Source organism: Marinobacter sp. R17, from assembly GCF_003789045.1.
Classification (GTDB): Bacteria; Pseudomonadota; Gammaproteobacteria; order Pseudomonadales; family Oleiphilaceae; genus Marinobacter_A; species Marinobacter_A mangrovi.
The window spans coordinates 160,282-183,113 of sequence record NZ_RHGZ01000004.1 but is presented as its reverse complement, the minus strand read 5'-3'; the positions used below and the strand labels follow the sequence as shown (position 1 = coordinate 183,113).

29 protein-coding genes are annotated in these 22,832 nt (G+C 59.7%); 20 read left to right on the top strand and 9 right to left on the bottom strand.

The window, feature by feature from the left end; translation table 11 throughout:
- Nucleotides 1-48: 48 nt before the first annotated feature.
- The 6 genes from EB809_RS05050 (at nucleotide 49) to EB809_RS05025 (ending at nucleotide 2,877) form a co-directional block, all read left to right on the top strand.
- Nucleotides 49-510: a hypothetical protein gene (locus tag EB809_RS05050; RefSeq protein WP_123633717.1), complete on the top strand. Its 462-nt coding sequence runs from the start codon at nucleotides 49-51 to the stop codon at nucleotides 508-510.
- Between the two features lie 42 nt (nucleotides 511-552).
- The gene (locus EB809_RS05045) at nucleotides 553-1,035 is read left to right on the top strand and encodes a GNAT family N-acetyltransferase (RefSeq protein WP_123633716.1); all 483 of its coding nucleotides are present in this window, start codon (nucleotides 553-555) and stop codon (nucleotides 1,033-1,035) included.
- A complete protein-coding gene (locus tag EB809_RS05040; protein ID WP_123633715.1) occupies nucleotides 1,025-1,417 on the top strand; it encodes a DUF4345 domain-containing protein in 393 nt (130 codons plus the stop codon). Before EB809_RS05045 ends, EB809_RS05040 begins: the two co-directional genes overlap by 11 nt.
- 39 nt (nucleotides 1,418-1,456) lie before the next feature.
- Nucleotides 1,457-1,882, top strand: a complete 426-nt coding sequence (locus EB809_RS05035; protein WP_148079174.1) for a hypothetical protein — start codon at nucleotides 1,457-1,459, stop codon at nucleotides 1,880-1,882.
- Nucleotides 1,883-2,043: 161 nt separating this feature from the next.
- Nucleotides 2,044-2,430, top strand: coding sequence for a hypothetical protein (locus EB809_RS05030; RefSeq protein ID WP_123633713.1), 387 nt, complete (start codon nucleotides 2,044-2,046; stop codon nucleotides 2,428-2,430).
- Between the two features lie 15 nt (nucleotides 2,431-2,445).
- Nucleotides 2,446-2,877 (top strand): GNAT family N-acetyltransferase, encoded by a 432-nt coding sequence (locus tag EB809_RS05025; protein ID WP_123633712.1) that lies wholly within the window; start codon nucleotides 2,446-2,448, stop codon nucleotides 2,875-2,877.
- Between the two features lie 15 nt (nucleotides 2,878-2,892).
- Here EB809_RS05025 and EB809_RS05020 read toward each other — a convergent pair whose 3' ends face one another.
- From EB809_RS05020 to EB809_RS05000, 5 genes are all read right to left on the bottom strand, one after another.
- Nucleotides 2,893-3,426, bottom strand: coding sequence for a response regulator transcription factor (locus EB809_RS05020; RefSeq protein WP_123633711.1), 534 nt, complete (start codon nucleotides 3,424-3,426; stop codon nucleotides 2,893-2,895).
- Between the two features lies 1 nt (nucleotide 3,427).
- Nucleotides 3,428-4,726, bottom strand: coding sequence for a HAMP domain-containing sensor histidine kinase (locus tag EB809_RS05015; protein ID WP_317848699.1), 1,299 nt, complete (start codon nucleotides 4,724-4,726; stop codon nucleotides 3,428-3,430).
- Nucleotides 4,727-4,774: 48 nt separating this feature from the next.
- Nucleotides 4,775-5,671 carry an alpha/beta fold hydrolase gene (locus tag EB809_RS05010; RefSeq protein WP_123633710.1) on the bottom strand — a complete coding sequence of 299 codons (897 nt, stop codon included), beginning with the start codon at nucleotides 5,669-5,671 and terminating at the stop codon, nucleotides 4,775-4,777.
- Nucleotides 5,672-5,687: 16 nt separating this feature from the next.
- Nucleotides 5,688-6,101: a MarR family winged helix-turn-helix transcriptional regulator gene (locus tag EB809_RS05005; protein WP_123633709.1), complete on the bottom strand. Its 414-nt coding sequence runs from the start codon at nucleotides 6,099-6,101 to the stop codon at nucleotides 5,688-5,690.
- A gap of 112 nt (nucleotides 6,102-6,213) precedes the next feature.
- On the bottom strand, nucleotides 6,214-6,825 hold the full coding sequence (locus EB809_RS05000) for a phosphoribosyltransferase (RefSeq protein WP_123633708.1): 612 nt from the start codon (nucleotides 6,823-6,825) through the stop codon (nucleotides 6,214-6,216).
- A gap of 183 nt (nucleotides 6,826-7,008) precedes the next feature.
- Here EB809_RS05000 and EB809_RS04995 point away from each other — a divergent pair, with 183 nt between their 5' ends.
- On the top strand, nucleotides 7,009-7,581 hold the full coding sequence (locus EB809_RS04995; protein ID WP_123633707.1) for a phosphoribosyltransferase: 573 nt from the start codon (nucleotides 7,009-7,011) through the stop codon (nucleotides 7,579-7,581).
- Nucleotides 7,582-7,584: 3 nt separating this feature from the next.
- Here EB809_RS04995 and EB809_RS04990 read toward each other — a convergent pair whose 3' ends face one another.
- The 3 genes from EB809_RS04990 to EB809_RS04980 all read right to left on the bottom strand — a co-directional run bounded on the left by EB809_RS04990 (nucleotide 7,585) and on the right by EB809_RS04980 (nucleotide 10,162).
- The gene (locus EB809_RS04990) at nucleotides 7,585-8,331 is read right to left on the bottom strand and encodes a siderophore-interacting protein (RefSeq protein ID WP_123633706.1); all 747 of its coding nucleotides are present in this window, start codon (nucleotides 8,329-8,331) and stop codon (nucleotides 7,585-7,587) included.
- Nucleotides 8,309-8,797 (bottom strand): MarR family winged helix-turn-helix transcriptional regulator, encoded by a 489-nt coding sequence (locus tag EB809_RS04985; RefSeq protein ID WP_123633705.1) that lies wholly within the window; start codon nucleotides 8,795-8,797, stop codon nucleotides 8,309-8,311. The genes EB809_RS04990 and EB809_RS04985 overlap by 23 nt, the downstream gene beginning before the upstream one ends.
- A 147-nt stretch (nucleotides 8,798-8,944) precedes the next feature.
- Nucleotides 8,945-10,162 (bottom strand): PilT/PilU family type 4a pilus ATPase, encoded by a 1,218-nt coding sequence (locus EB809_RS04980; RefSeq protein ID WP_123633704.1) that lies wholly within the window; start codon nucleotides 10,160-10,162, stop codon nucleotides 8,945-8,947.
- Between the two features lie 220 nt (nucleotides 10,163-10,382).
- Here EB809_RS04980 and EB809_RS04975 point away from each other — a divergent pair, with 220 nt between their 5' ends.
- Entirely contained in the window at nucleotides 10,383-10,772 is a 390-nt protein-coding gene (locus EB809_RS04975; RefSeq protein ID WP_123633703.1) for a nuclear transport factor 2 family protein, read from the top strand.
- Nucleotides 10,773-10,890: 118 nt separating this feature from the next.
- Nucleotides 10,891-11,055, top strand: coding sequence for a hypothetical protein (locus EB809_RS20915; protein ID WP_190294823.1), 165 nt, complete (start codon nucleotides 10,891-10,893; stop codon nucleotides 11,053-11,055).
- Between the two features lie 10 nt (nucleotides 11,056-11,065).
- Here the strand turns inward: EB809_RS20915 and EB809_RS04970 are convergent, their stop codons facing one another.
- Complete coding sequence (locus tag EB809_RS04970; RefSeq protein ID WP_223807818.1) at nucleotides 11,066-11,707, bottom strand: DUF4396 domain-containing protein; 642 nt, start codon at nucleotides 11,705-11,707, stop codon at nucleotides 11,066-11,068.
- A gap of 718 nt (nucleotides 11,708-12,425) precedes the next feature.
- On the opposite strand from EB809_RS04970, the gene cyoA reads away from it, so the two are divergent.
- From cyoA to EB809_RS04920, 11 genes are all read left to right on the top strand, one after another.
- Nucleotides 12,426-13,355, top strand: coding sequence for a ubiquinol oxidase subunit II (cyoA, locus tag EB809_RS04965; RefSeq protein ID WP_123633702.1), 930 nt, complete (start codon nucleotides 12,426-12,428; stop codon nucleotides 13,353-13,355).
- 4 nt (nucleotides 13,356-13,359) lie between these two features.
- Nucleotides 13,360-15,351 (top strand): cytochrome o ubiquinol oxidase subunit I, encoded by a 1,992-nt coding sequence (gene cyoB, locus EB809_RS04960; protein WP_123633701.1) that lies wholly within the window; start codon nucleotides 13,360-13,362, stop codon nucleotides 15,349-15,351.
- Nucleotides 15,352-15,353: 2 nt separating this feature from the next.
- Nucleotides 15,354-15,980 carry a cytochrome o ubiquinol oxidase subunit III gene (locus EB809_RS04955; protein WP_123633700.1) on the top strand — a complete coding sequence of 209 codons (627 nt, stop codon included), beginning with the start codon at nucleotides 15,354-15,356 and terminating at the stop codon, nucleotides 15,978-15,980.
- The gene (gene cyoD, locus EB809_RS04950; RefSeq protein WP_123633699.1) at nucleotides 15,981-16,307 is read left to right on the top strand and encodes a cytochrome o ubiquinol oxidase subunit IV; all 327 of its coding nucleotides are present in this window, start codon (nucleotides 15,981-15,983) and stop codon (nucleotides 16,305-16,307) included.
- On the top strand, nucleotides 16,307-17,197 hold the full coding sequence (gene cyoE / locus EB809_RS04945) for a heme o synthase (protein WP_190294822.1): 891 nt from the start codon (nucleotides 16,307-16,309) through the stop codon (nucleotides 17,195-17,197). The genes cyoD and cyoE overlap by 1 nt, the downstream gene beginning before the upstream one ends.
- A 238-nt stretch (nucleotides 17,198-17,435) precedes the next feature.
- The gene (locus EB809_RS04940; protein ID WP_123633698.1) at nucleotides 17,436-18,047 is read left to right on the top strand and encodes a Yip1 family protein; all 612 of its coding nucleotides are present in this window, start codon (nucleotides 17,436-17,438) and stop codon (nucleotides 18,045-18,047) included.
- Nucleotides 18,048-18,336: 289 nt separating this feature from the next.
- Nucleotides 18,337-19,455, top strand: coding sequence for a GNAT family N-acetyltransferase (locus tag EB809_RS21165; RefSeq protein WP_263316975.1), 1,119 nt, complete (start codon nucleotides 18,337-18,339; stop codon nucleotides 19,453-19,455).
- Complete coding sequence (locus EB809_RS21160; protein ID WP_263316974.1) at nucleotides 19,436-19,906, top strand: nitrilase-related carbon-nitrogen hydrolase; 471 nt, start codon at nucleotides 19,436-19,438, stop codon at nucleotides 19,904-19,906. The genes EB809_RS21165 and EB809_RS21160 overlap by 20 nt, the downstream gene beginning before the upstream one ends.
- 114 nt (nucleotides 19,907-20,020) lie before the next feature.
- Nucleotides 20,021-20,281 carry a hypothetical protein gene (locus tag EB809_RS04930; protein WP_123633697.1) on the top strand — a complete coding sequence of 87 codons (261 nt, stop codon included), beginning with the start codon at nucleotides 20,021-20,023 and terminating at the stop codon, nucleotides 20,279-20,281.
- Nucleotides 20,282-20,537: 256 nt separating this feature from the next.
- Nucleotides 20,538-21,809, top strand: coding sequence for an ABC transporter substrate-binding protein (locus EB809_RS04925; protein ID WP_123633696.1), 1,272 nt, complete (start codon nucleotides 20,538-20,540; stop codon nucleotides 21,807-21,809).
- Nucleotides 21,810-21,899: 90 nt separating this feature from the next.
- On the top strand, nucleotides 21,900-22,823 hold the full coding sequence (locus EB809_RS04920) for a carbohydrate ABC transporter permease (RefSeq protein WP_190294828.1): 924 nt from the start codon (nucleotides 21,900-21,902) through the stop codon (nucleotides 22,821-22,823).
- Nucleotides 22,824-22,832 lie beyond the last annotated feature (9 nt).

Here is a 22,832-nt window from a genome sequence, read left to right as displayed (position 1 = left end):
AGCCTGGGCAGAACCGGTGATCAGGCCATCCAGGAGGAATGGGAGGTCATGAAGGTTCATCACCAGCTCGCTATAGAAGCGCCGCCGCGGATTATTTACAAAGCCCTCACCGACCCGGAACTGATCGGCGAATGGTGGGATCGGCAGACGGTGCAGCATACGCCAAACGGGGTGATACTGGAGCACGATCCCGGGCCCGAGCACGGCGTGGTCCAGATGCGTGTGGTCGTGGATGTGCGGGATCAATGGGTGGAATGGGAGTGCATAAGCCGCCACCCGCCGAGCAGCCCGGCGTCCGCCTGGACGGGCACGCACTTCATCTTTGAAATCACCGAAGCCGAAACCCCCGCCACCCGGGTGCTGCGCGCCTATCCCGGTTTCGACTCCACCCGCCTGTGTACGCTGAATTTTTTCCAGACCGACTACGACGAGCGCAGCGAGTTCCTGGGCTTCAACAACTTCGCCTGGGCGCACGTGTTGCAGCAGTTGAAGCGGTTTTGTGAGGAATAAGGCGGCATTCGTTCGGTACAAATCGCCCAGCAAGGAAACGCCGTGAAGCTTGTTTCAGCAACTGAGATGGATATCCCCTTTGCCGAAAGTCTGGTTATCCACAATATGGATCCCTATTTCCGGGAGTATGGAATGAACTGGGATCCGGATCGATTTCGCGAAAACTGGGCGCAGGCCATCCCTCTGATTTTAGAGTCTGAGGGTTCACGAGCCGGCTACGTGTCGCTGGTGATGGACGATACGTGTACGTACATCAGAGATCTTCAAATCGTGGCGGCCCATCAGGGAAAAGGCATTGGATCCTGGGTCATGCGGCAAGTCGAGCAAATGTCACGGGATAGAAATCTGTTCAAGCTCCGGCTGCGAACCTTTCATTCCAGCCCGGCTACGACGTTTTACAGGAAGCTGGGCTTCGAAATAAAGAAATACGAGGAGGCCACTGTGGGCATGGAAAAGGTGTTAACCATGTCATGCATCAGTGAGGAGGCCGTATTGATTGGTCAGGTGACATCCGATGAGTCTTGAAGCTGCGTTCGTTCGACTGAATGCCGCCATATTTGCTGTTTATGGCATCGCCTTCATCGCATTGCCTGAAACGCTATCCAGGATGGTTACCGGTGAAATCCCTGCCTCGGCGACTGGCCTGACCGACATGCGCGCGACTTATGGTGGCATGTCCTTGGGTATCGGAATCGTGCTGTTAATCCTGACCCTGAAAACGGAAACGCTGCGCCTTGGCGTTTTGGGTGTGGTCATCCTGATGCTGTGCATGGCCGGCGGGCGAAGCGTCGGGCTGGTCATCGACGGCGTGGCCAGTCAGACCATGGTCACTTACCTGATGCTGGAGCTGGCCATGGCTGCCCTGGCCTTTTGGGTGCTGGTACGGTCCGGGGGCAGTAATCGGTAAACTGCAATCCCAATGGAAATAGACGAAGACAGGTTGTGGATGAAACGGAAAAGATTTGTCGATGGAACGACGGTGCTTGAAAGCCTCGATGGCGTCACAGGGCTGCGGATTACCAAGGTGAATGCCGCCGGATGCAATGCTTTCCGGGTACTGGCTTTGCCCAGCGAAGAAATTGTCTACTGGTCATTCTCCCGGCACAAAGTGAATCGGTTCGCGCGCGGCAAAGCCGAAGAACTGGCACGTCCCATTGAGCTTGGCGCCCAACTGGCGAAATACCCGTTGGACTATGATTTCGGGTATTCGCCTGGAGCGTACGTGATCGGCGGCATTGTGTTCGGGTTGATGGGCTTTTATGGGCTGATAACCGCCTCGGCGCCGACACCGTCGATACTCTTGCTTGGGGTGAGCCTATTCACCCTGTTTCAGGGGTTCCGAGCCAGTAAATACCTCAACGCCAGCCAGTAACCGTAAAGGCAGCCGGGTTAATCCTCTGTGTGGACTTGCTGGGAATCCTGCGGCGCCTCATCGCGTTCGCTGTTTGGCGGTGTCGATCAGGAGCTCGATCTGCCAACGGAACTCACAGAATAGTCGGGTGGCCGACTCGATAACAGAGCGAGGGATTCGCCTTGAAAAAAATCAAGCAGTGGTTTCGGCTCGTCTTGATGTTCTACATCGTGTTGCTGGTTATCGGTCTGATGGCACAGTGGGCCTCTCCAGGTTCGGTGGTGCCGGATCCAGGCCGTGGCACTGCATGTTATCTGCCCATCTATACCTACCACGGTGACCCAGGTTACGTCGCGGCTGTTTGTAGTACGCCGCATTCGATGTTCTCGCTATTGCGCATTTCGGCATCCGATCCGCCATCGGTTACTGCTAATAATCTGGCCGATGCCACTTTATTTCTGATACTGCTAGTTGCCGGCTTGGTAACCTGGTTTCGATTTATCATTGAGATTTTGCCAACGTATCTGCCATGGCTCGGATCGCTCCGGAATCGATACGGGAAAGGATGATTTGGAGAATATTCGATGCAATACCGCCCCATGGCGATAGAAGACTACAATGCCGCGATTCAGCTCTGGCAGGACACCGCCGGCGTTCGGCTTCGCGATGCCGACTCGCGGGAAGGCATCGCCCGCTATCTGGAGCGTAATCCCGGATTGAGCTGGGTGGCGTTGGATGACGGACGCATCGTCGGCACGATTATGGCGGGCCATGATGGCAAGCGGGGGTATATCCAGCATCTGGCGGTTGCGGAAGACCATCGCCGCCAGGGCATTGCCTCCCGTTTGGTGGCCAATTGCCTTGAGGCGTTGCAGCAGGCGGGGATTATCAAGTCACACGTCATGATCCTGCGGACCAACGCGCTGGGAGAAGCCTTCTGGCATCGTCTGGGCTGGCAGCGGCGTTCGGACGTGGAGCTGTTCTCGTTCATCAATGGTGGCGGCGAAAACGTCTAGTTCACGCTGTGAGGTTCAGTCCCGCCAGCGCGAATGCTTCTGCAGTTTCCGCTGCAGGGTCCGCCGGTGCATGTTGAGCGCGCGGGCGGTGGCGGAGACGTTGCCGTCGTGTTCGTTCAGGACCCGTTGGATGTGTTCCCACTCCATTTCTTCCACCGATGGCGGCGCCATGCGCAGGTTGGGCTCATCCGCCACGGGTTCAAAGCCGCCCATCAGCTGACTGGCCGTGATGGGCTTGCAAAGGTAGTTGATGGCGCCGCGCCGCATGGCTTCCACGGCGGTGGCGATACTGCCGTAGCCGGTGAGCACCAGCACTTCCAGATCCGGCTGCCGTACGAGCAGTTCGGGCAGTAACTGCAGGCCGCTCTCGCCGGCGAGGTTCAGATCCAGCACGCAGCGCTCGAATTCGGTCTCCGCCAGGGCGTCCAGCGCCTGCTCGCCAGTGTTGGCGGTGGTGGTGCGGATGCCCTGCCGGGTCAGCGAGCGTTGCAAGACCTGCAGGAAAGCGACATCGTCGTCGACAAGAAGCCAGTCACGCGGTTTGCTCATCTCACTCTCCTCTTATGACTTTCCCGGCTTGCGGCAGTTCGATGATCATCGTCGTGCCCTCGTCGGTGGTAAAGGCTTTGAGGGCCCCGCCCAGGCGCTGGATTGTGGCATTGGACAGGAACAGGCCCACGCCAAGGCCGCGCTCCGACTTGACGACGTGATCGCCCGGACTGCCCTGCTCGCTAATGTCCAACCCTTTGCCATGATCGCGAACGACAATCTCGACCCCATCCGGCCCGGTCACCTGGGCGCCAATGGAGACCCATTCCGGGCTGGCGGTCAGGGCGTTGGCAACCAAGTTGAGCACGGCCTGATCCAGCGTGGCGTCCACAGCGACCCGCGCCTCGGGATACGGCTGTTCCCAGCCAATGCGGCTGGCCGGCCAGAGCAGTGTGGCAGACTCTCTCAGGCGCGCCAGCCAGTCTTGCACCGTAAGGGTTTCCAGCTGCGCTGTCCGCACCTGCATCGCGGCGGTGGACAGCTGCTTGAGGTGGCCCGAACACAGCTGCAGCTGTTCCTCCAGCATGTTCAGGTCATCCCCCAACTGCGGGGCTTCGGCTCGCATCTCATCCACCAGCAACGTCATGGTGTTCAGCGGTGTGCCCAGCCGATGAGCGACCGTGGCCGAGGAAAGACCCAGAGCGATGATCTGTTCGTCCCGCAGGCGGCTCTCCCGGGTTTCCGACAGCTGAGCCTGCTGTTCGCGGATCTGCCGGGCCAGCGAACCGACCACCAGCATGAGGATGCCGGCGGTCAACGAGAAAGCCACCCACATGCCGAGCAGGTAAAGGTCCGGCAGGTGTGAGTTGGTTTCGTTGGGCAGCACCGGCGAGCGCCAGAGAATTTCCACCGCATAGGCGGTAATCGTCAGTCCTGTCAGTACGATGCTGTGGCGCAACGGGACCAGCAGGATGCCGAAGGCGATGGGCAGCAGTAGCGCAGGGGTTAATGGGTTGGTGTAGCCGCCGGTCTTCAGCAGCCAGGTGCCGATCAGGACCAGGTCGAAAACGAGGGTGGCGGTGACCGTGAGCGCGTGACGCGGTGGACGCTGCCGGAACCAGAGCCAGATCAGGGTGGTGAACACGCCGTAAACGAGGCACAGCAGCAGCGCCTCGGTACTGTAGAAACTGGGGGCCACCGCCTGGGTGACCGCCAGCGTGACCAGCTGCATGGCGACGATGGCCACACGCATGGTCAACAGGTAGCGGGATGCCTGGCGAAAACCGGTCTGGGATTGTGTAAGCCACTCCATGGCGGCCATTCTACCCGCTTTCAGGCGCGTCGTTGCTGCTGTTTTCACGGTAGTCCTGCGTCATTGTGTCGCGGAAACAGTAGCACAGGTTGGTTTTTATTCGGGCACTGCCGCCGGACCTTTCGTGAGCAGAGGCAGCAGTACGCCCTGCCAGAGGGACTCTCGATAGCGCTCGCGGAACCAGCCGAGATGTCCGATCTGACGTTCGCCGATATCGTCCGGCTCGATCCGCCGGATCGTGACGTCCGCGTTACGGTAAAAGCCGTGGAGCGATTCGGTATTGCGCCGGGACATCATTTCATCGTCGGTGAAGGCTATCGCAGTCATTGGAATCGTCACCTGTCCAAAACGTTCGCGCATGGCCGGCCCTTCGGCGCCGACGGCGTACTCCCGGTCCAGGCACCAGCGGCGCCACTGGCGGATCACGTTGGGCGGCAGGTCGCCCACCATCTTCAGGCGGTTGCCGGGGAAATAGCCCACGATCGCCACGCTCACCGGGGCGATCAGGTACCAGAGCAGCCAGGCGATGCGTTTGGTGGGCGGTGAGTTTTCCCACCAGTAGCCGCTGCCGCAGGCAACCGTAATGGCCTGATCCAGATCGTTCACGTTAGGTGTCATGCCCAGCAATTGCCCGCCCACGCTGTGGCCGATCCAGAGGCAGGGCCGACCGGAATAGCGGTTGCGGGCAAAGTCGATCACGCTTCGGCAGTCCTGCTCGCCCCAGTCGGTGACGCGTACCGGGCAATCCCGCATGGCGCCCTCCAGGGAGGCTCCGGTGCCGGCGTAGTCAAAGGTGATTGCACTGAAGCCCTCGGCCTGCAGGAAGCGGGCGAACTTCTCGTAGCAGTGCTGACCCACGCCCATGGCGCCGGCAATAATCACCACGGCGCGGGGCTCCGGGCACTCAAACAGGCGTAGTTGTATGCCGTAGCCGGCCGGAGTGGTCAGTGCCAGATCCTGTCGTTCCGTCTCGATGGGTGCATGCATAGTCATTGATCTCTCCCACGCCTCAGAAGTCGTCGACCAGGTGATTCAGGAAGCGGTAGACCACCTGCATCTCCTCGGCGGTGAAGCCGGCGCTCATGGTGTCGTTGAATTGTCGGACCAGCGGTTTGGCGGCTTCGATCTTCTGGCGGCCGCGGTCGGTCAGGTAGAGCCGTCCGGCCCGGCCGTCCGTTTCGCAGGGACGGCGTTCGATCAGTTCCCGCTGGATCATCCGGTTGGCCAGCCCGGTCAGCGCGGAGTTGTTCAGGTGCAGGCCGCTGGCCACGTCTTTCAGCAGGCAGCCTTCATTACCGGCAATCAGCAGCAGGGCACCGAGTTGGGTGACCGAAATCTCAAGGCCGTTCTCGGTTTGCTGGTCGGCATAGTTGTAGACGCGCTGGCGGGCGCTGTTGAGCAGGTAGAAGAGTCGCTGATCCATGGCGGGCCATCCAGTTCACATGTGAATCAAATATAGTTTACATATGGACTATATGGCAAGAGGCGGGTGGTGTGTGATTCCGCTCTGCTGTGTCTGGTGTTGAACCGGATCGCTACTCGCCAGTCTTCACACTGTCCAGGATGGCGCCCAGGAAGGGCTTCTGGGCGTCGATCTCGTCACGGCTCAGGCCGTTCATTTCGTAGGGAAACACCAGCCAGTCTTCCGAGGTGTGCTGGCAGAAGTCCGGCTTGAGCCCGGTCCGGTTCGCGCCCGGGCGCTGGTAGAGCGTGGCGATCCGGGTGTCCTGCGGCATGTTGCGTTTGAGCTGGCTGTTGAGTCGCTCCAGCACGGCGGCGATGCTGTAGCCGGTGCTGAACACGTCGTCGACGATCAGCAGGCGGTCGTCGTGGTTCAGGTTGTCCAGCAAATAGTGGGTACCGTGCACGCGGATGTTTTCCTGCGGTGAGGCCACCATGGCGTCGTAATCATGCATACCGCGATAGGAGGTGCGCAGGGCAATGTGGTCCGTGGCCACACCCAGGGTTTGCAGGCATTCCTGTACGTAGATGCCGATGGCGCTGCCGCCCCGCCACAGACCGACGATGAAGTTGGGCCGGAATCCGCTTTCAAACACCTGGACCCCCAACCGGAAGGCGTCTTCGATCAGGTCGGCTTCCTGCAGGAAACGACGGGAACGGGCGGGCTTCGGAGTGGTTTGGGTCATGGTGGCTCGATGATGGCGGATTGGATCAGGACCGGATGGTATCGCATCCGGGACGTATAGGTTAATCGTCGGCACCAACGGACACCAGCCCCCGGTCGGAGCAGCGTCCTTGTCGACTGACGGTTTGCCGCGAACGGCGGTTTAATGGGATTATGGCGCCATCATCCAAGCAGTTGTGGTGCCATGGCAGACAAACAGTACATCTGTGCGCAGAGCCTTCTGGAGGATGCCTTCCGGCTGGGGGCTCAGGTTCTCAACTCCGGTTTCCGTCCTACCTTCATGATTGCCGTCTGGCGCGGTGGTGCGCCGATTGGTATCGCGGTGCAGGAGTTTCTGGATTACCACGGTGTCGAGACGGACCACATCGCCATCCGCACCTCGTCCTACCACGGCATTGATCAGCAGAGTAAGACGGTTCGGGTGCATGGCCTCAACTATCTGGTCAAACACGTCACCCACGAAGATTCCCTGCTGATCGTCGACGACGTCTTCGATACCGGCCGTTCCGTCGAAGCGATCATCGGCGAGCTGCGCCAACGGGCGCGCCTGAACACGCCGCACGACATCCGCGTTGCCGTGCCCTACTACAAGCCTGATCGTAACGAGGTGGGCTGGGCGCCGCATTATTTCATCCACGAAACCGATGCCTGGCTGAAATACCCCCATTCGCTGGAAGGTCTTTCCGAGGCGGAGATCGCGCAGAATCGGCCCGAATTGCACGCGATTCTGGCGCCCCACCTCAAGCAGGACGCCTGACCGTCAGGCGTCTTCGGTCTCGGCGTCCTGGCGCTTGGCCACTTTGTGCTGGTCCTCGCTGATGCCGATTTTCCAGTAGCTGGACACATACAGGTTGCGGCGACCCACGTCTTTCTCCTGCTTGAAATAGCGGCGCAGGTTGCGCATGCCGCTGAATTCACAGGCGGCCCACACCGACGGTTCACCGTCCAGCCAGTCCAGCTGCCGGATGCGATCGACAATCACCTTGCCCCGCGGATCCGGCTCCGGATTGATCACCCAGTGCAGTTCCACGTTTTCCGGGTGCGTCAGTGGCTGGATGTCGGCCTCGTCGAGCACTTCGATCACGGCATAGCCGCGGGCATCTGCAGGCATCGTCTCCAGGTTGACGCTGATCGCCGGCAGGGCGGTCATGTCGCCGGCCAGCAGGAACCAGTCGGCCTCCGGGTTGATCAGTTTGCGGGCGCCGGGGCCGCCGACCAGAATGCGGTCGCCGGGTTGGGCTTGTTGGGCCCATACGGAGGCCGGCCCATCGGTGTCGTGAATCATGAAATCCACGTCCAGTTCCCGGGGCCGCTGTTCGCGGATGGTGTAGGTGCGCATAAGCGGTTGCCCGTCGCCGGGTTGGGGAAACAGGAGTTTGATGTAAGCACTGTCCTGCTCTTCGGGAAAGCCGGCCAGATTGTCGCCGCCCAGGGTGACGCGCAGCATATGTGGCGTCACATATCGGGAGCGGATAACGTCCAGTTCACGGGGTGCCGGTCTTGGCATGATTCGGTTCTCCAGTAGTGGTCGCCCCGGCCTCGCCTCCTGCGTTCTGCAGGTTGTCGGCCATGACGTTTGCCAGGGTGATGAAGGTGTCGACGTCGTCCGGTTTGAGATGACGCGTCATTCGGTCCATGGCGATCGTTTCCACCGCCTGCATCCGGTCGATCATGGATTCGCCGTCGGGCGTCAGTCGCAGCAACTGGCTGCGACGGTCCTCGGGATTCTCCACTTTGACGATCAGACCCTCACCCAGCAGTTCATTAAGGACCCGGGTGATCTGGGCCTTGTCCCGGCGCATGCGCTGGGCGATGAACTGGGCGGTACACCGCTCCTGCTTCCAGATCGCCTTGAGCACACGCAAGTGAGTGATCGGCAGGCCGATACCGGCATCGACGACGGCCGACCGCATGAAGGAGCGATAGGCGTGGGTCAGTCGGTGCAGCGGCTCACCGAGTGAGGTGAGTGACATGGGTCTCTCCTTATTGTTGATACTATCAACCATAATGCCGGCTGGTTGATACTGTCAACTACGTGGAGCTACCCATAGGTCGATGATGAGCGGACAGATATGACGGTGAGGCGACGGCGGGCCGGCGGGCCCGCCGATTGGAAAGACTCAGGGATGCAGGGTGCCGGGATTGCTGGCGTCCGGATCGTCTTCGTCGTCATCGATGTCTTCCAGCGTCAGATCCATGAAGCTGGAGGTGCTGGCGGGCTTTTCCGTGGCTGCCGGTGCGGCGGGGGCTTTGCCCGTTGATGCCGCAGCTTCGCCACTCTCCAGCTTGATTCTGAGCCGCAGGTTATTGGGGGAATCGGCGTTGGCGATGGCGTCGTCCAGGCTGATTCGCCCGCTCTGGTGCAGCTTGAACAGTGCCGCATCGAAGGTCTGCATGCCGAGGTTCTCGGATTTCTCCATGATTTCCTTGATCTCGGTCAGGCGGTTCTTGAGGATCAGTTCCTGGATCGTCTTGGTGCCCAGCAGGACTTCCACCGCCGCGCAGCGCTTGCCGTCGACGGTCGGGATCAGACGCTGGGAGACGAAGCCGCGGATATTCTGCGCCAGGGACATCAGCAATGCCGGGCGCTTCTCGTCCGGGAACAGGTTGATGATCCGCTCCAGCGCCTGGTTGGCGTTGTTGGCGTGCAGGGTCGAGATGGCCAGGTGGCCGGTTTCGGCGAATTCCAGGGCGTGCTCCATGGTTTCGCGGTCGCGGATCTCGCCGATCAGGATCACATCCGGCGCCTGACGCAGGGTGTTCTTCAGGGCATTGCGGAAACTGCGCGTGTCGACCCCGACTTCACGCTGGTTGACGATGGATTTCTTGTGCTTGTGCACATATTCCACCGGATCCTCGATGGTGATGATGTGGCCGCCCACGGAGGAATTGCGCAGGTCAATCAGCGACGCCAGCGAGGTGGACTTGCCCGAGCCGGTGCCGCCGACGAACAGGATCAGCCCACGCTTCTCCATCACCAGCTTCTTGAGGACCGGCGGCAGGCCAAGATCCTCGAATTTGGGGATCTCGGTGTTGATGTTCCGTGCGACGATGGCGACTTCATTGCGCTGCTTGAAGATGTTCACCCGGAAGCGGCCTACACCGGCGATTGATACCGCCAGGTTCATCTCCAGCTCGTTGGCGAAGATCTGCTTCTGCTCGGCGTCCATCAACTCCATGGCGATGGCCTCGACCTGCCCGGCCGTCAGCGTCTGCTGCGACAGCGGCTTGAGCGTGCCCTGGAATTTGGCGCTGGGCGGCGCGCCCGTGCTCAGGTAAAGATCGGAGCCGTCGTGTTTTGCCAGTACATTGAGGTACTTGTCGATGGGAGTGGCCACTGTGTGATTCCTTTGAAGCTGCCGGGGACCGCTGTCGGAGCGGTCCCGATGGATCCGGATCGTGGCGTCAGTATTGGAAAAACACAGGCCGGGCTACAAGATGAGCTTTGTAACTTTCGGTTTGTACTCGTATCTTTATCGGGTTGGCCGAAACGGGCCTGACTTTAATAGGCCGGTTGCACAGGACAGGGCAACGGCATCGGATACGGAAACCACAGACATGATCACAACAACCATCAAACGTTGGCACGACCTGGTCGAAGCCCGCAACCCACAGGCACTGGACGATCTTCTGGTGGATGAGGTGAAGTTTCACTCGCCGGTGGTGCACACGCCCCAGGAAGGCAAGGCGATCACCAAGCTCTACCTCACTGCCGCCCTTCACACGCTCAACAACGAGCATTTCCACTACACCCGCGAAGTGCTTGACGGCAACAACGCCGTTCTGGAATTCACCACCGAACTGGAAGGCATCCAGATCAACGGCGTCGACATGATCCGCTGCGACGGCGAGGGGCGAATCGTGGACTTCAAGGTGATGGTCCGACCGCTGAAGGCAGTAAACAAGATTCACGAGATGATGGCGGCGATGCTGGAGAAAATGGCTTAGGCCATCCGATAGATTTTCTGCTTGCCATTAAGTGTACGCACAGTCTGTTGGTGGTTGACGGCGCTGACAATCTGGCGTTAAACAGAGGTATGAGCAACGGTTTGCGGAGGCTTGGCGGATGAAATGGATTATCGTGCTTATTGTGGCGATCGTGGTCGGTATCTGGCTCTACCGCGGCCGGCGCAAGAATGACGTTGAGAATCCCGAAGCCAAGCCCTTTGAGGAAAGCGAGTATTACCTGTCGCCGGACGAGGAAAAAGAGTCCGACGACAGGCGCTCCTGAAGGGGCGGGGCTACATGGCGTGCTTCACGCCCCGCTGGACCAACCACCAGTTGGCCGGGTAGGCGGTGGCGAAGCCGAGTACCATGCCGATCTGCATCATGAACCAGAACTGCGGGGTGTCGGGGCGGGGCTCCATGCCCAGCCACAGGACCGCAGCGATGGCCATCCAGCCGAACATGCCGATCTCGAAAGCAATCAGCGACAAGGTGTCGGCTTTAATCGCATCCTTCAGCGCGCTACGCCAGTTGCCGTGGCCCATGCTCATGATGGGCAGAAACTGGAACAGGATGCCGAACAGATAGGCGCCCACGAACTCGCCGGCAAAGTGTCCGAGCAGCGCCGAGCCAAAGAGGGTTGCGCCCAACAAGGTCATCAGCGGTGCCGCGACCGTATCCCCCAGGGTGCAGCCGCCCCCGCAATGGGTGGTGGACACGAAAACGCCCTGCCACAATGGCTTGTCGCCATGGCCTTTCAGGCCGATCCGTTTGTAGAGCCACCAGCCAACGACCGGAAAGTAGAGGCCGGTCACGGGCCAGGTGATGTTCATGATGGCCATATGCTGGGGATGGCGTCTGACATCAAGCGCAATGGCGGCGGCTGTCAGTAGTCCCAGGACAATGAAGAACCAGGCAATCATCTCGAATCCGCTCAAAACAACCTCCTTAGCGACTGGAAGTGGCTATCCGATAAGGCTTCCCAGTGTTGCAGACCATTCGGGCGCGACAAAGTGTCGCGGGGATGTCGCGTCCCAATGGCGCGTGATCCGTCCGGGGCTGTGCCGCGCTCTCATATAGTCTGAGGCCCGTTACGGCCCGTGTTGACGGCATCCAGCGCGTTATCACCCGCAGTAGCCCTCACCCTAAAACCCTGGAGCCACTAAAGGGTCAAGGGTTGGGTGGGGCGTGGAGCCACATGAACGGTGTGATAGAATCTCGCCCCGCTGAGGGAGTGATCAGTGTCGCAATGTTGATGTCGGCGTCAATGCAGCGGTTCTGGTTGGAGACATAAGGCGGACATGACAATCCGTTAAGGATAATCCGTCATATGACGGACAGTCTGTCTGACTATTCGGCGATTTCAGCGGATGTGTCGCGTCAGGCGATGTTGCTGATTCCCTTGACTAACTGGGAGAATCGCTGCCGTCAATTGTCTCTGCATGATGTAGGTCAAGTTGCTGGTGGAATCCGACTGTGAGCTACTCCACTATTGGCGCCGATTTCTGCATGGAGTCAGGCTTCACCTGCACGCAGTCGGGCCTGACTGGCCGCACTGTCCGCTATAGATTCCTGAAACTTCCGTAATCCATTGATAGCTACATATGAGCTTGCCCGCCAGGCCCTGGCCTGCCCTTGCTCTAATGAGGTTGAAAAATGAGAGAGAAGAGCTATTTACGCGTCTTGGGCGCTGTACTACTAGCCGCTTTGCCATTGCTGTTGTCGGGTTGTAGCTCGGCGCTGATGGATCCAAAGGGGCAGGTCGGTGAGGAACAGAAGGTCCTGATCATCACGGCTTTCGCTTTGATGCTGATTGTCGTTATCCCCGTAATCGTGATGACGCTGCTCTTCGCTTACCGCTATCGCGAAAGCAACAAAGAGGCGACCTACAAGCCGAACTGGGCGCATTCCACTGCGATCGAAGTGGTGGTTTGGCTGGTTCCCTGCGTGATCATCGTCGTCCTCGCGATTCTCACCTGGATCACCTCTCACAGCCTCAACCCGATGAAGCCAATCGCCTCCGAAGACGGCAAGGAGACGATGGAAATCCAGGCGGTCTCTCTCGACTGGAAGTGGCTGTTCATCTATCCGGAACAAAAGATTGCCACCGTTAACGAGCTGGCGATTCCGACCAACACGCCGATCCGTTTCCACATCAGCTCCGGTTCGGTCATGAACTCCTTCTGGGTGCCGGAACTGGGTACGCAGATCTATGCCATGGCCGGTATGGACAGTCAGTTGCACCTGATTGCCAACGAAACAGGGGAATGGCAGGGCAAGTCTTCCAACTACAGTGGCGCCGGTTTCGCCGGGATGACGTTCCCGACGCATTCCCTGTCCGAGGAAGACTTCAAGGCATGGGTACAGAAAGTCAAGGACGAGTCGTCCAAGACCCTGTCCTTTGACGACGGTTACCAGGAACTGGCCAAGCCGAGCGAAGACGTGCCGGTTCAATACTTCTCGAAGGTTTCACCGAATCTTTACAACAACATTCTCAACAGCTTCCGCAAGGGCATCAGTGATGAGCATGGTGAAACCGGTGAACAAGAGCATGGCGAGCGCATGAGCGCAGAGGCAGCGGAGTAAGCATATGTTCGGAAAATTAAGTCTCGATTCGATTCCCTATCACGAGCCGATCATCATGTCGACGGTGGCCGTGATTGCCATCGTGGGCGCGGCGCTTGTTGGCTGGATTACGGTCAACAAGAAGTGGACCTATCTGTGGAGTGAGTGGATCACGTCCATCGATCACAAGAAACTGGGCATCATGTACTTCCTGGTGGCCCTGGTCATGCTGGTCCGTGGTTTCGCGGATGCCATCATGATGCGGACCCAGCAGGCGATGGCCGCTGGCGGTGCCGAGGGCTACCTGCCCCCGGAGCACTATGACCAGATCTTCTCCGCCCACGGCGTGATCATGATCTTCTTCGTCGCCATGCCGATGGTGATCGGTCTGATGAACCTGGTGGTTCCGCTGCAGATCGGTGCGCGCGACGTTGCTTTCCCGTTCATGAACAACCTGAGCTTCTGGCTGTTCGCCGCCGGCGTTGTGCTGGTGAACGTGTCCCTGTTTGTCGGTGAATTCGCCAAGACCGGTTGGCTGGCTTACGCGCCCCTGTCTGAGGCCAAGTACAGTCCCGGCGTCGGGGTGGATTACTGGATATGGGCGTTGCAGATCTCCGGTATCGGGACAACCCTGACCGGCATCAACTTCTTCGTCACCATCATGAAGATGCGCACCAAGGGCATGACGCTGTTCCGTCTGCCGATCTTCACCTGGACCTGCCTGGTGACCAACGTCCTGATCATCGCGGCCTTCCCGATTCTGACCGCGACCATCGCCTTGCTGACCCTGGATCGTTACTTCGATTTCCATTTCTTCACGAACGATATGGGCGGCAACATGATGATGTACGTGAACCTCATCTGGGCCTGGGGCCATCCTGAGGTGTACATCCTGATCCTGCCGGCATTCGGCGTGTTCTCTGAAGTCATTTCGACCTTCGCCAAGAAGCGTCTGTTCGGCTACAACACCATGGTCTGGGCGACCCTGGCGATCGGTGTCCTGTCGTTCATCGTCTGGCTGCACCACTTCTTCACCATGGGTGCGGGGGCCAACGTCAACGCCTTCTTCGGCATCATGACGATGATCATCGCGATACCGACCGGTGTGAAGATCTTCAACTGGCTGTTCACCATGTACCGTGGTCGCCTGGAGTTCTCCTCTCCGGTGCTGTGGACCCTGGGCTTCATCATCACCTTCACCATCGGTGGTATGACCGGTGTGATGCTGGCGGTACCGGCAGCGGACTTTGTCCTGCATAACAGCCTGTTCGTAATTGCCCACTTCCATAACGTCATCATCGGCGGCGTGGTGTTCGGCATGATGGCCGGCTACACCTTCTGGTTCCCGAAAGCGTTTGGCTTCAAGCTGGACGAGAAATGGGGCAAACGCTCCTTCTGGTTCTGGCTGGTCGGCTTCTACGTGGCCTTCATGCCGCTGTACATCCTGAGTTTCTACGGTGCGGTCCGTCGCATGCAGTCCTACGCCAACGACGAATGGCAGCCGCTGATGATCGTCGCCTGGTTCGGCGCGGTCCTGATCCTGTGCGGCATTGCCTGCACCGCGATCCAGCTGATCGTCAGTATCCGCGATCGCGAGAAGAACAAGGACGTCACCGGCGATCCGTGGGGTGGTCGTACCCTGGAGTGGGCCGTGTCTTCACCGCCCCCGTACTACAACTTCGCGCATCTGCCTGAGATCCACTCGATCGATAACTTCTGGGAAGACAAGCAGAAGAATCAGGGTAAGGCGCAGCTGGCTGATCCGGAAACGATTGAGTACAAGGACATCCACATGCCGCGCAACACGGTTGCCGGTCCGGTAATGGGTGCCTTCAGCATCGTGTTTGGCTTCGCCCTGGTCTGGCACATCTGGTGGCTGGTCGGCGTCGGCGCCCTGGGTATGTTCGCGGCCTTCATGGGTCGGATCTTCAACGAGGATATCGACTATTACGTGCCCGCTGAGGAAGTGAAGCGGATCGAAACCGAACACCATAAACAGGTGGAGATGCAGGCGTAATCATGGCAACAGATACGATGACTAACCAACACGTGGCCGCGCATGACGGCCACGACGATCACGAACATCACGATATGACCGGCACGAAGATGTACGCCTTCTGGGTGTACCTGATGAGTGACTTGATCATCTTCGGCTCGTTGTTCGCGACTTACGGCGTGCTGCACAACGGCACCGCCGGTGGCCCGGGTGGCAAGGACATTTTCGAGCTGGACTTCGTCCTGGTCGAAACCTTCCTGCTGCTGTTCTCCAGTTTCACCTATGGCCTGGCCGTGCTGGCCATGCACAAGGACAAGGTCAAGCAGGTCATTGGCTGGCTGCTGGTCACCTTCGCCTGTGGTGCAGGCTTCGTCGGGATGGAAATCTATGAATTCCATCACCTGATCGTGGAAGGCCTGGGGCCGGATCGCAGCGCGTTCCTGTCCTCCTTCTTCGCGTTGGTCGGCACGCACGGCCTGCACGTGAGCTTCGGTCTGCTGTGGATGGCGATCATGCTGATCCAGCTGTCCACCAAGGGCCTGACTGACATGACGCGTCCGCGCATCATGTGCCTGAGTCTGTTCTGGCACTTCCTCGATATCGTGTGGATCTGCGTGTTCACCTTCGTCTACCTGATGGGAGCACTGTAAATGAGTCACTCTCACGACCACGACAGCCATAGCCACGGCAGCACCAAGTCCTACATTATCGGGCTGATCCTTTCCATCCTGCTGACGATCATTCCGTTCGGCATGGTGATGAAAGGCGGATTCGACGAGACGTTCGTTGTCATTGCAATTGCGATCCTGGCGGTGTTCCAGGTGCTGATTCAGCTGATCCTGTTCATGCACCTGAACCTGAAGACACAGGAAGGCCGAGACTCCGGTTCCTTCGTCTTCTTCACCGCCGTGATCCTGGTCCTCGTCATTGGTGGCACCCTGTGGATTATGTATCACCTGAACATCAACTTGATGTAATGCCGGGCACGTCCTTCAAAGACGTGCTTGGGCAGTTCATCGCGCTCACCAAGCCGGGGATCATTTTCGGTAATTCGATCTCCGTCATGGGCGGCTTCTTTCTGGCCGCCCAGGGTGAGTTCAGCCCGGGCCTGTTCATCGCCACACTGGTGGGGCTGGCCCTGGTGATTGCCTCTGGCTGTGCGTTCAACAACCTGATCGATCGCGATATCGATGCGGTGATGGAACGCACCCGGAACCGGCCTCTTGTTCAGGGAACGATCACGCCGGCCACGACCCTGGGTTTTGCGACCCTGCTGGGTCTGGCCGGATTCACCATGCTGCTGAGCACCAATGTGCTGACGGCGGGTCTGGCGGTCTTCGGCTTCGCGATTTACGTCGGCGCCTACAGCCTCTACTCAAAGCGGCACTCCGTATACGGCACGTTGATTGGCAGCCTGTCCGGGGCGGTCCCGCCGGTGGTGGGCTACTGCGCCGTCAAGGGTCAGTTTGACGTTGGTGCAGCGATCATCCTGGTCACCTTCTGCCTGTGGCAGATGCCCCATTCCTACGCGATTGCCATCTTCCGCTTCCGCGACTACCAAATGGCCGGTATTCCGGTCCTGCCGGTGGCCCGGAGCATTCGCACGGCCAAGATCCACATTGTGGGTTACACCGTGGCCTTTATGCTGGCGGCGTTGTCGCTGAGCCTGGCGGGTTACACCGGCATCGCCTATTTCGTGGTGATGCTGCTGATGGGCCTGTACTGGCTGAAACTGGGAATCGCCGGTTTCCGCACCGAAGACAATGTGAAGTGGGCCAAGGGCAACTTCGGCTTCTCCATTCTTACGGTGTGTGTGCTGAGCCTGATGATGGGCATCAACGGCGTCCTGCCGGCTTTCCTGGCCTGAATCGCCATCCTGACGAGCTGCTGTAATGTGTTGTAGCAGCTCGTTTTTCCCTTCCTTATTCTCGAAATCCCCACCACGCTGTTGTTCACTGAAAGCGCTTTCCGGCCTGTGATTGAGTCATGATTCGGGCAATTTCTGTTCGATATCCGGTGTGCTATTTTCAGAATCATCAACTATATGTTTGAGTAATAGAAGCTAAGTGTAGAAAGCCATCATCACCATTGAGAGGGGTGCTTGTATGCTGACACACGTCTGGGGCCTTCTGACTCACCCGAAAAGTGAATGGGGCCACATCGAGGACGAGCACGAAACGGTAACGCATCTGTATGCGCACCACGTGTTTACGCTCGCCGCTGTTCCCGTTATCTGCGCCTACATTGGCACGACCCAGGTGGGGTGGGGCTTTGGAGGCGAACACGCCTTTATCAAGCTCGACCTGCTGAGCGCGCTGTACGCCGGTATTGCCTTCTATATCGCCATCCTGGCGGCCGTGTTCCTGGTCGGCAACGTGATTTACTGGATGGCCCACCGGTTCAGAAAACCCCCGAGTCGGCGCCGCTGCGTGATCTTCGCCGGTTACATCGCGACCCCCATGTTCCTCAGCGGCCTGGTTGCCGTGTATCCACTGGTCTGGCTGTGTCTGCTGGCCGGCATCGTGGGCTTGTGTATCAGCGCCTACCTCCTCTACTTGGGGATTCCCTACTTCCTGGGGATCAGCTCGGAAGAAGGCTTCATCGTCTCCAGTACCACCCTCGCCGTCGGGGTGCTGGTACTTGAAGGTCTGCTGGCCGTGACCGTGATGCTCTGGGGTTACGGCGAGGTTCTCCTGCCCTGGTTGTTCAGGTTCTGACGATGGGGTGCTGAGAGCACCCCAGTGCTTTTCCAACTAAGCCTATTTGGCGGGCACCGCGTTCCGGAGCGTTCTCTCCGGGACAGGTCGTCCGCTTTTTTGCGTTGGGGCTGGCGGTGCATGGACTGTCGTTCGACCCCGCCAGGTCTAACAGTGCCGCGTCGCTGGCTTGCCACCATGTCTTTTCCGGGCACGAGCCTTTCCGGCAATCGTTGATCGGCACTCTCTTGACGGCGGGGCTATTCGCGGAGAACGATGACGTAACCATCGCTGCGTTCTGGAGGTGCCCATGTGTCCGCCGTTTAGCGATCCCAGCCAACACCTGTCTGTACGTCAGGCCACCCTGCAGGATATTCCCGGCATCATTCGGCTGAGTCGCCGGGTGTATGCCAACACCGGCATGTACGGCTACACCGAAGGCCCGCTGACCGGGCAGATGAACAACTTTCCCGAAGGCCAGTTTGTGGCCGTCGTGGGTGACCAGGTGGTGGGCTACTGCGCGACGTTCCGCATTGCCGGGGAAGTCGCCCTGGCGCCCCACGACTGGACGTCCATCACCGGCAATGGCTACGCCTCACGACACGACCCGGAGGGCGACTGGCTCTACGGCATGGAGGTATGCGTCGACCCGGATTACCGCGGCTACCGCATTGGCCAGCGCCTGTATAACGAACGCAAGGCCCTGTGTCAGAGCCTGGGGCTGCAGGGCGTGGTGTTCGCGGGACGGCTGCCGTCTCTACGTCGGCGCATCCGCAAGTTCGAATCCGTCGAGGTCTACATCGAGGCGATCAAGAGCAAGAAACAGCGCGACGACGTGCTGTCCTTCCAGCTCCACAACGCATTCGAGATCCACGGCATCATTCCCCATTACCTGGATGCCGATCACGATTCCATGGGCTATGGCATTCACCTGGTCTGGCGCAACCCGGCAGTGGAACGCAACGGCGACCGCGGCAAGCAGAAGCGCTACGGCAAGCGCATGCCCGACACGGTGCGTGTGGGCACGGTGCAATACCAGCAGCGGCCGGTGGCGTCCTTCGAGGCATTCAGCGACATCGTCACTTACTTTGTCGATGTGGTGTCCACCTACAAGGGCGACTTTGTGGTGTTCCCCGAACTGTTCACGTTGCAGTTGCTGTCGATAGAGCGCCGCAAGGAGAGTCCGGCGGCGGCGATCGAGGCGATCACCGAATACGCCGGGGCCTACCACGACCTCATGCGGGACCTGGCCCTGCGCTACAACATCAACATCATCGGCGGGTCCACGCCGGTGCGGGAGGACGACGATGCCATCCGCAACATGGCCTACGTGTTCCTGCGCGACGGCCAGGTCTTCAGCCAGCCCAAGATCCACCCCACGCCGAACGAGGCCTACTGGTGGAACATCCGTGGCGGTCGGCCGGGTTAGCGCGATCGAAACGGACTGTGGGCCGATCGGCGTGCTGGTCTGTTATGACGCCGAGTTCCCTGAAGTGACCCGCCACCTGGTGGACCAGGGCATCCAGATCCTGTTCGTGCCCTTCTGCACCGACGAGCGGCAGAGTTACCTGCGGGTGCGATACTGCTGCCAGGCCCGGGCGGTGGAGAACCAGCTGTTCGTGGTGATGTCCGGCAACGTCGGCAACCTGCCCAATGTGCCCAACATGGAATTGCAGTATGGCCAGAGTTGCATCCTGACGCCTTGTGATTTCCCCTTCGCTCGCGACGGCATTGCCGCCGACACTACGCCCAACGTGGAAACCGTGGCTTTCGCTGACCTGCGCCCGCAGGTGCTGCTGACCGCCCGCAACAGCGGCACGGTGAAGAACCTGTACGATCGTCGGCACGAGTTATACAGCGTCAACTGGCGCGGGGAATGAGCAGATCGTCATGCGCCGTTCAGCCCCGGTTCATGGAATCGGGTTGATGTCGGCCGGGGCTGAGGGTTTAGGGTGGAAGGCACACTTCAAAGGACCGACAAACCGGAGGAAACCATGGCAGCGCCGTCTGAATGGAAAAACCTGCGCGAAGAGCATGATGCCGCCTGGCGTCATTATCAGGATGTGTCGGAGCGGGTGCATGAAGCCTATGAATCGCTGGATAGCGGTCTGCAGGACCAGGCGCCGCCCAACGAAGACCTTGCGGAATTACGCAGCGCCTGGCAGCGCCTCGAGTCGGCACGCCAGCAACTGGCCGATCACATGGATGAGGCACATGAAAAACGCATGGACGGCGCCAAATCTATGTCCAGTTAACCGTGCCTCCCGGCAGGGCGGTGTGTTGGACGTCCCTGTCGGAGCCCTTCCCGGAGTCATTGCAAATTTAAGTTAAATTTAAGTCCCGCCGACGGTTGCACCCGTTCCACACGTCTCCTAACGTATTAAACGTTAACTTAAAGCATTAAGTAAGCGGGCCATCGCTCAAGGTCTGACGGTCCAAAAGACCGCCGGGCTTGTGGGACGGCTCTCTAAAAAAGACACGAACCCAACAAAAACAAGATGAGGTTCTACTATGTCTACACCGATCCGTAGCCTGATCCTGGCCGGTGCGTTTCTCTCCGGCTTTTGCGTGAGCGCCGTCCAGGCGACCACTGTGACCATCTCCTGCGGCGCCGTGGGTGCCGAGCGTCAGCTCTGTGAGCAGGGCACCCAGGCCTGGGCCGACAAGACCGGCAACCAGGTCAAAGTGGTTTCCACGCCGAATTCCTCCACCGAGCGTCTCTCCCTGTACCAGCAATTGCTGGCCGCCCAGTCCGGCGATGTGGACGTGTTCCAGATCGACGTCATCTGGCCCGGCATGCTGGGAGACAACTTCATCGACCTGAGCCAGTACAGCAACGGGGCCGAGAAGGCGCATTTCCAGTCCCTGGTGCGTAACGACACGGTGGATGGCCGTCTGGTCGCGATGCCCTGGTTCACCGATGCCGGGGTGCTCTATTACCGCAAGGACCTGCTGGAGAAATACGACCAGCCCGTGCCCGAAACCTGGCAGCAGCTGACCGATGTGGCCAAGACGGTCCAGGCCGGTGAGCGCAAGGCCGGCAACGACAAGATGTGGGGCTTTGTCTGGCAAGGCCGGGCGTACGAAGGCCTGACCTGCGATGCCCTGGAATGGCTGGCCAGCTACAACGCCGGCACCATCGTCGATCGCGACGGCAAGGTCACGGTGGACAACCCGCAAGCCGTTAAAGCCCTGAAAATGGCCCAGGGCTGGATCGATACCATCTCCCCCGTGAGCGTCCTCAACTACACCGAAGAAGAGGCCCGCGGCGTGTTCCAGTCCGGCAATGCGGTGTTCATGCGCAACTGGCCCTACGCCTGGGCTCTGGCCCAGAGCGCCGACAGCCCGGTCAAGGGCAAGGTCGGTGTGGTCGCCCTGCCCAAGGGCGGCGAGGACGGCCGTCACGCCGGCACCCTGGGGGGCTGGCAGCTGGCGGTTTCCAAATATTCCGAACATCCCGAAGTGGCGGCGGACCTGGTGATGTACCTCACCAGCTACGAGGAGCAGAAGCGTCGCGCCATTGAAGGCAGCTACAACCCGACCCGTCCTGACCTCTACAAGGACGACGAGGTGCTGGCCAAGGTCCCCTTCTTTGGCGACCTGTTCGAGACCTTCAAGAATGGCGTACCGCGGCCTTCTTCGGCCACCGGCGACAAGTACGGTCGGGTGAGCAACGCCTTCTACAACGCGGTACACAGCGTGCTGTCCGGTGAGAGCTCACCAGGGGACGCCCTGGGTAGCCTCGATCACCAACTGAACCGTCTGGGGCGGCGCGGCTGGTAAGCCCGCCGCCTATCGATCGAGGTCACCATGGCTCTGTCCAAAACCGATCCGGTCGCCACGCGGCCGGTCCCTCCTGCGCCGGTGCAGGCAATGCCCCGTCGGCGCGGCCGGGTGAGCCGCCAGCGGGTGCGTGCCGCCTGGCTGTTCCTGATCCCCATGCTGTTGGTTCTGGCCGGCGTGGCTGGCTGGCCGTTGCTGCGGACCATCTGGTTCTCGCTCACTGACGCCAGCTTCTCCGATCTGACCAGCTACCACTTCATCGGCCTGGAGAACTACCTGGTCTATGACGATGGCGCCTGGTACGGCGTACTGGCCGATCCGGTCTGGTGGCACGCGGTCTGGAACACCGTGTTCTTTACTGTGGTGTCGGTCAGTCTGGAGACCGTCTTCGGTCTGGTGATCGCGTTTACCCTGAACATGCAGTTCCGCGGTCGGGGCTGGGTGCGGGCCGCCACGCTGGTGCCCTGGGCCATTCCCACCATTGTCTCTGCCAAGATGTGGGGCTGGATGCTCCACGACCAGTTCGGGATCATCAACCATATCCTGTTGGGCATGGGGGTCATCGATTCGCCGCTGAACTGGACCGCCAATCCGGACCTGTCCATGTGGGCGGTGATCATGGTGGACGTGTGGAAAACCACGCCGTTCATGGCGCTACTGGCACTGGCGGCGCTGCAGATGCTGCCGTCGGACTGCTACGAGGCGGCGAAGGTGGACGGCATCAACCCGGTGAAAGTGTTCTTCCGGGTGACCCTGCCGCTGATCACGCCGGCGCTGATGGTGGCGATCATCTTCCGGGTGCTCGACGCCCTACGGGTATTCGACGTGATCTACGTGCTGACCTCGAACAGCGAGGACACCATGTCCATGTCGGTCTACGCCCGCCAGCAGCTGGTGCAGTTCCAGGACGTGGGTTACGGTTCGGCAGCCTCAACCGTGCTGTTCCTGATCATCGCCCTGCTGACCATCACCTACCTCTACCTGGGCCGAAAACAGATCGGAGGTGACGCATGAGCGCGCAGC

What these genes read in the sequence shown, in the direction of transcription:
- EB809_RS05050 (WP_123633717.1), top strand. Translation starts at nt 49, where the DNA reads ATGAAGGTTCATCACCAGCTCGCTATAGAAGCGCCGCCGCGGATTATT.
- EB809_RS05040 (WP_123633715.1), top strand. Translation starts at nt 1,025, where the DNA reads ATGAGTCTTGAAGCTGCGTTCGTTCGACTGAATGCCGCCATATTTGCT.
- EB809_RS05035 (WP_148079174.1), top strand. Translation starts at nt 1,457, where the DNA reads ATGAAACGGAAAAGATTTGTCGATGGAACGACGGTGCTTGAAAGCCTC.
- EB809_RS05025 (WP_123633712.1), top strand. Translation starts at nt 2,446, where the DNA reads ATGCAATACCGCCCCATGGCGATAGAAGACTACAATGCCGCGATTCAG.
- EB809_RS05020 (WP_123633711.1), bottom strand. Translation starts at nt 3,426, where the DNA reads ATGAGCAAACCGCGTGACTGGCTTCTTGTCGACGACGATGTCGCTTTC.
- EB809_RS05010 (WP_123633710.1), bottom strand. Translation starts at nt 5,671, where the DNA reads ATGACTATGCATGCACCCATCGAGACGGAACGACAGGATCTGGCACTG.
- EB809_RS05005 (WP_123633709.1), bottom strand. Translation starts at nt 6,101, where the DNA reads ATGGATCAGCGACTCTTCTACCTGCTCAACAGCGCCCGCCAGCGCGTC.
- EB809_RS05000 (WP_123633708.1), bottom strand. Translation starts at nt 6,825, where the DNA reads ATGACCCAAACCACTCCGAAGCCCGCCCGTTCCCGTCGTTTCCTGCAG.
- EB809_RS04995 (WP_123633707.1), top strand. Translation starts at nt 7,009, where the DNA reads ATGGCAGACAAACAGTACATCTGTGCGCAGAGCCTTCTGGAGGATGCC.
- EB809_RS04990 (WP_123633706.1), bottom strand. Translation starts at nt 8,331, where the DNA reads ATGCCAAGACCGGCACCCCGTGAACTGGACGTTATCCGCTCCCGATAT.
- EB809_RS04985 (WP_123633705.1), bottom strand. Translation starts at nt 8,797, where the DNA reads ATGTCACTCACCTCACTCGGTGAGCCGCTGCACCGACTGACCCACGCC.
- EB809_RS04975 (WP_123633703.1), top strand. Translation starts at nt 10,383, where the DNA reads ATGATCACAACAACCATCAAACGTTGGCACGACCTGGTCGAAGCCCGC.
- EB809_RS20915 (WP_190294823.1), top strand. Translation starts at nt 10,891, where the DNA reads ATGAAATGGATTATCGTGCTTATTGTGGCGATCGTGGTCGGTATCTGG.
- cyoA (WP_123633702.1), top strand. Translation starts at nt 12,426, where the DNA reads ATGAGAGAGAAGAGCTATTTACGCGTCTTGGGCGCTGTACTACTAGCC.
- cyoB (WP_123633701.1), top strand. Translation starts at nt 13,360, where the DNA reads ATGTTCGGAAAATTAAGTCTCGATTCGATTCCCTATCACGAGCCGATC.
- EB809_RS04955 (WP_123633700.1), top strand. Translation starts at nt 15,354, where the DNA reads ATGGCAACAGATACGATGACTAACCAACACGTGGCCGCGCATGACGGC.
- cyoD (WP_123633699.1), top strand. Translation starts at nt 15,981, where the DNA reads ATGAGTCACTCTCACGACCACGACAGCCATAGCCACGGCAGCACCAAG.
- cyoE (WP_190294822.1), top strand. Translation starts at nt 16,307, where the DNA reads ATGCCGGGCACGTCCTTCAAAGACGTGCTTGGGCAGTTCATCGCGCTC.
- EB809_RS04940 (WP_123633698.1), top strand. Translation starts at nt 17,436, where the DNA reads ATGCTGACACACGTCTGGGGCCTTCTGACTCACCCGAAAAGTGAATGG.
- EB809_RS21165 (WP_263316975.1), top strand. Translation starts at nt 18,337, where the DNA reads ATGTGTCCGCCGTTTAGCGATCCCAGCCAACACCTGTCTGTACGTCAG.
- EB809_RS04930 (WP_123633697.1), top strand. Translation starts at nt 20,021, where the DNA reads ATGGCAGCGCCGTCTGAATGGAAAAACCTGCGCGAAGAGCATGATGCC.
- EB809_RS04925 (WP_123633696.1), top strand. Translation starts at nt 20,538, where the DNA reads ATGTCTACACCGATCCGTAGCCTGATCCTGGCCGGTGCGTTTCTCTCC.
- EB809_RS04920 (WP_190294828.1), top strand. Translation starts at nt 21,900, where the DNA reads ATGCCCCGTCGGCGCGGCCGGGTGAGCCGCCAGCGGGTGCGTGCCGCC.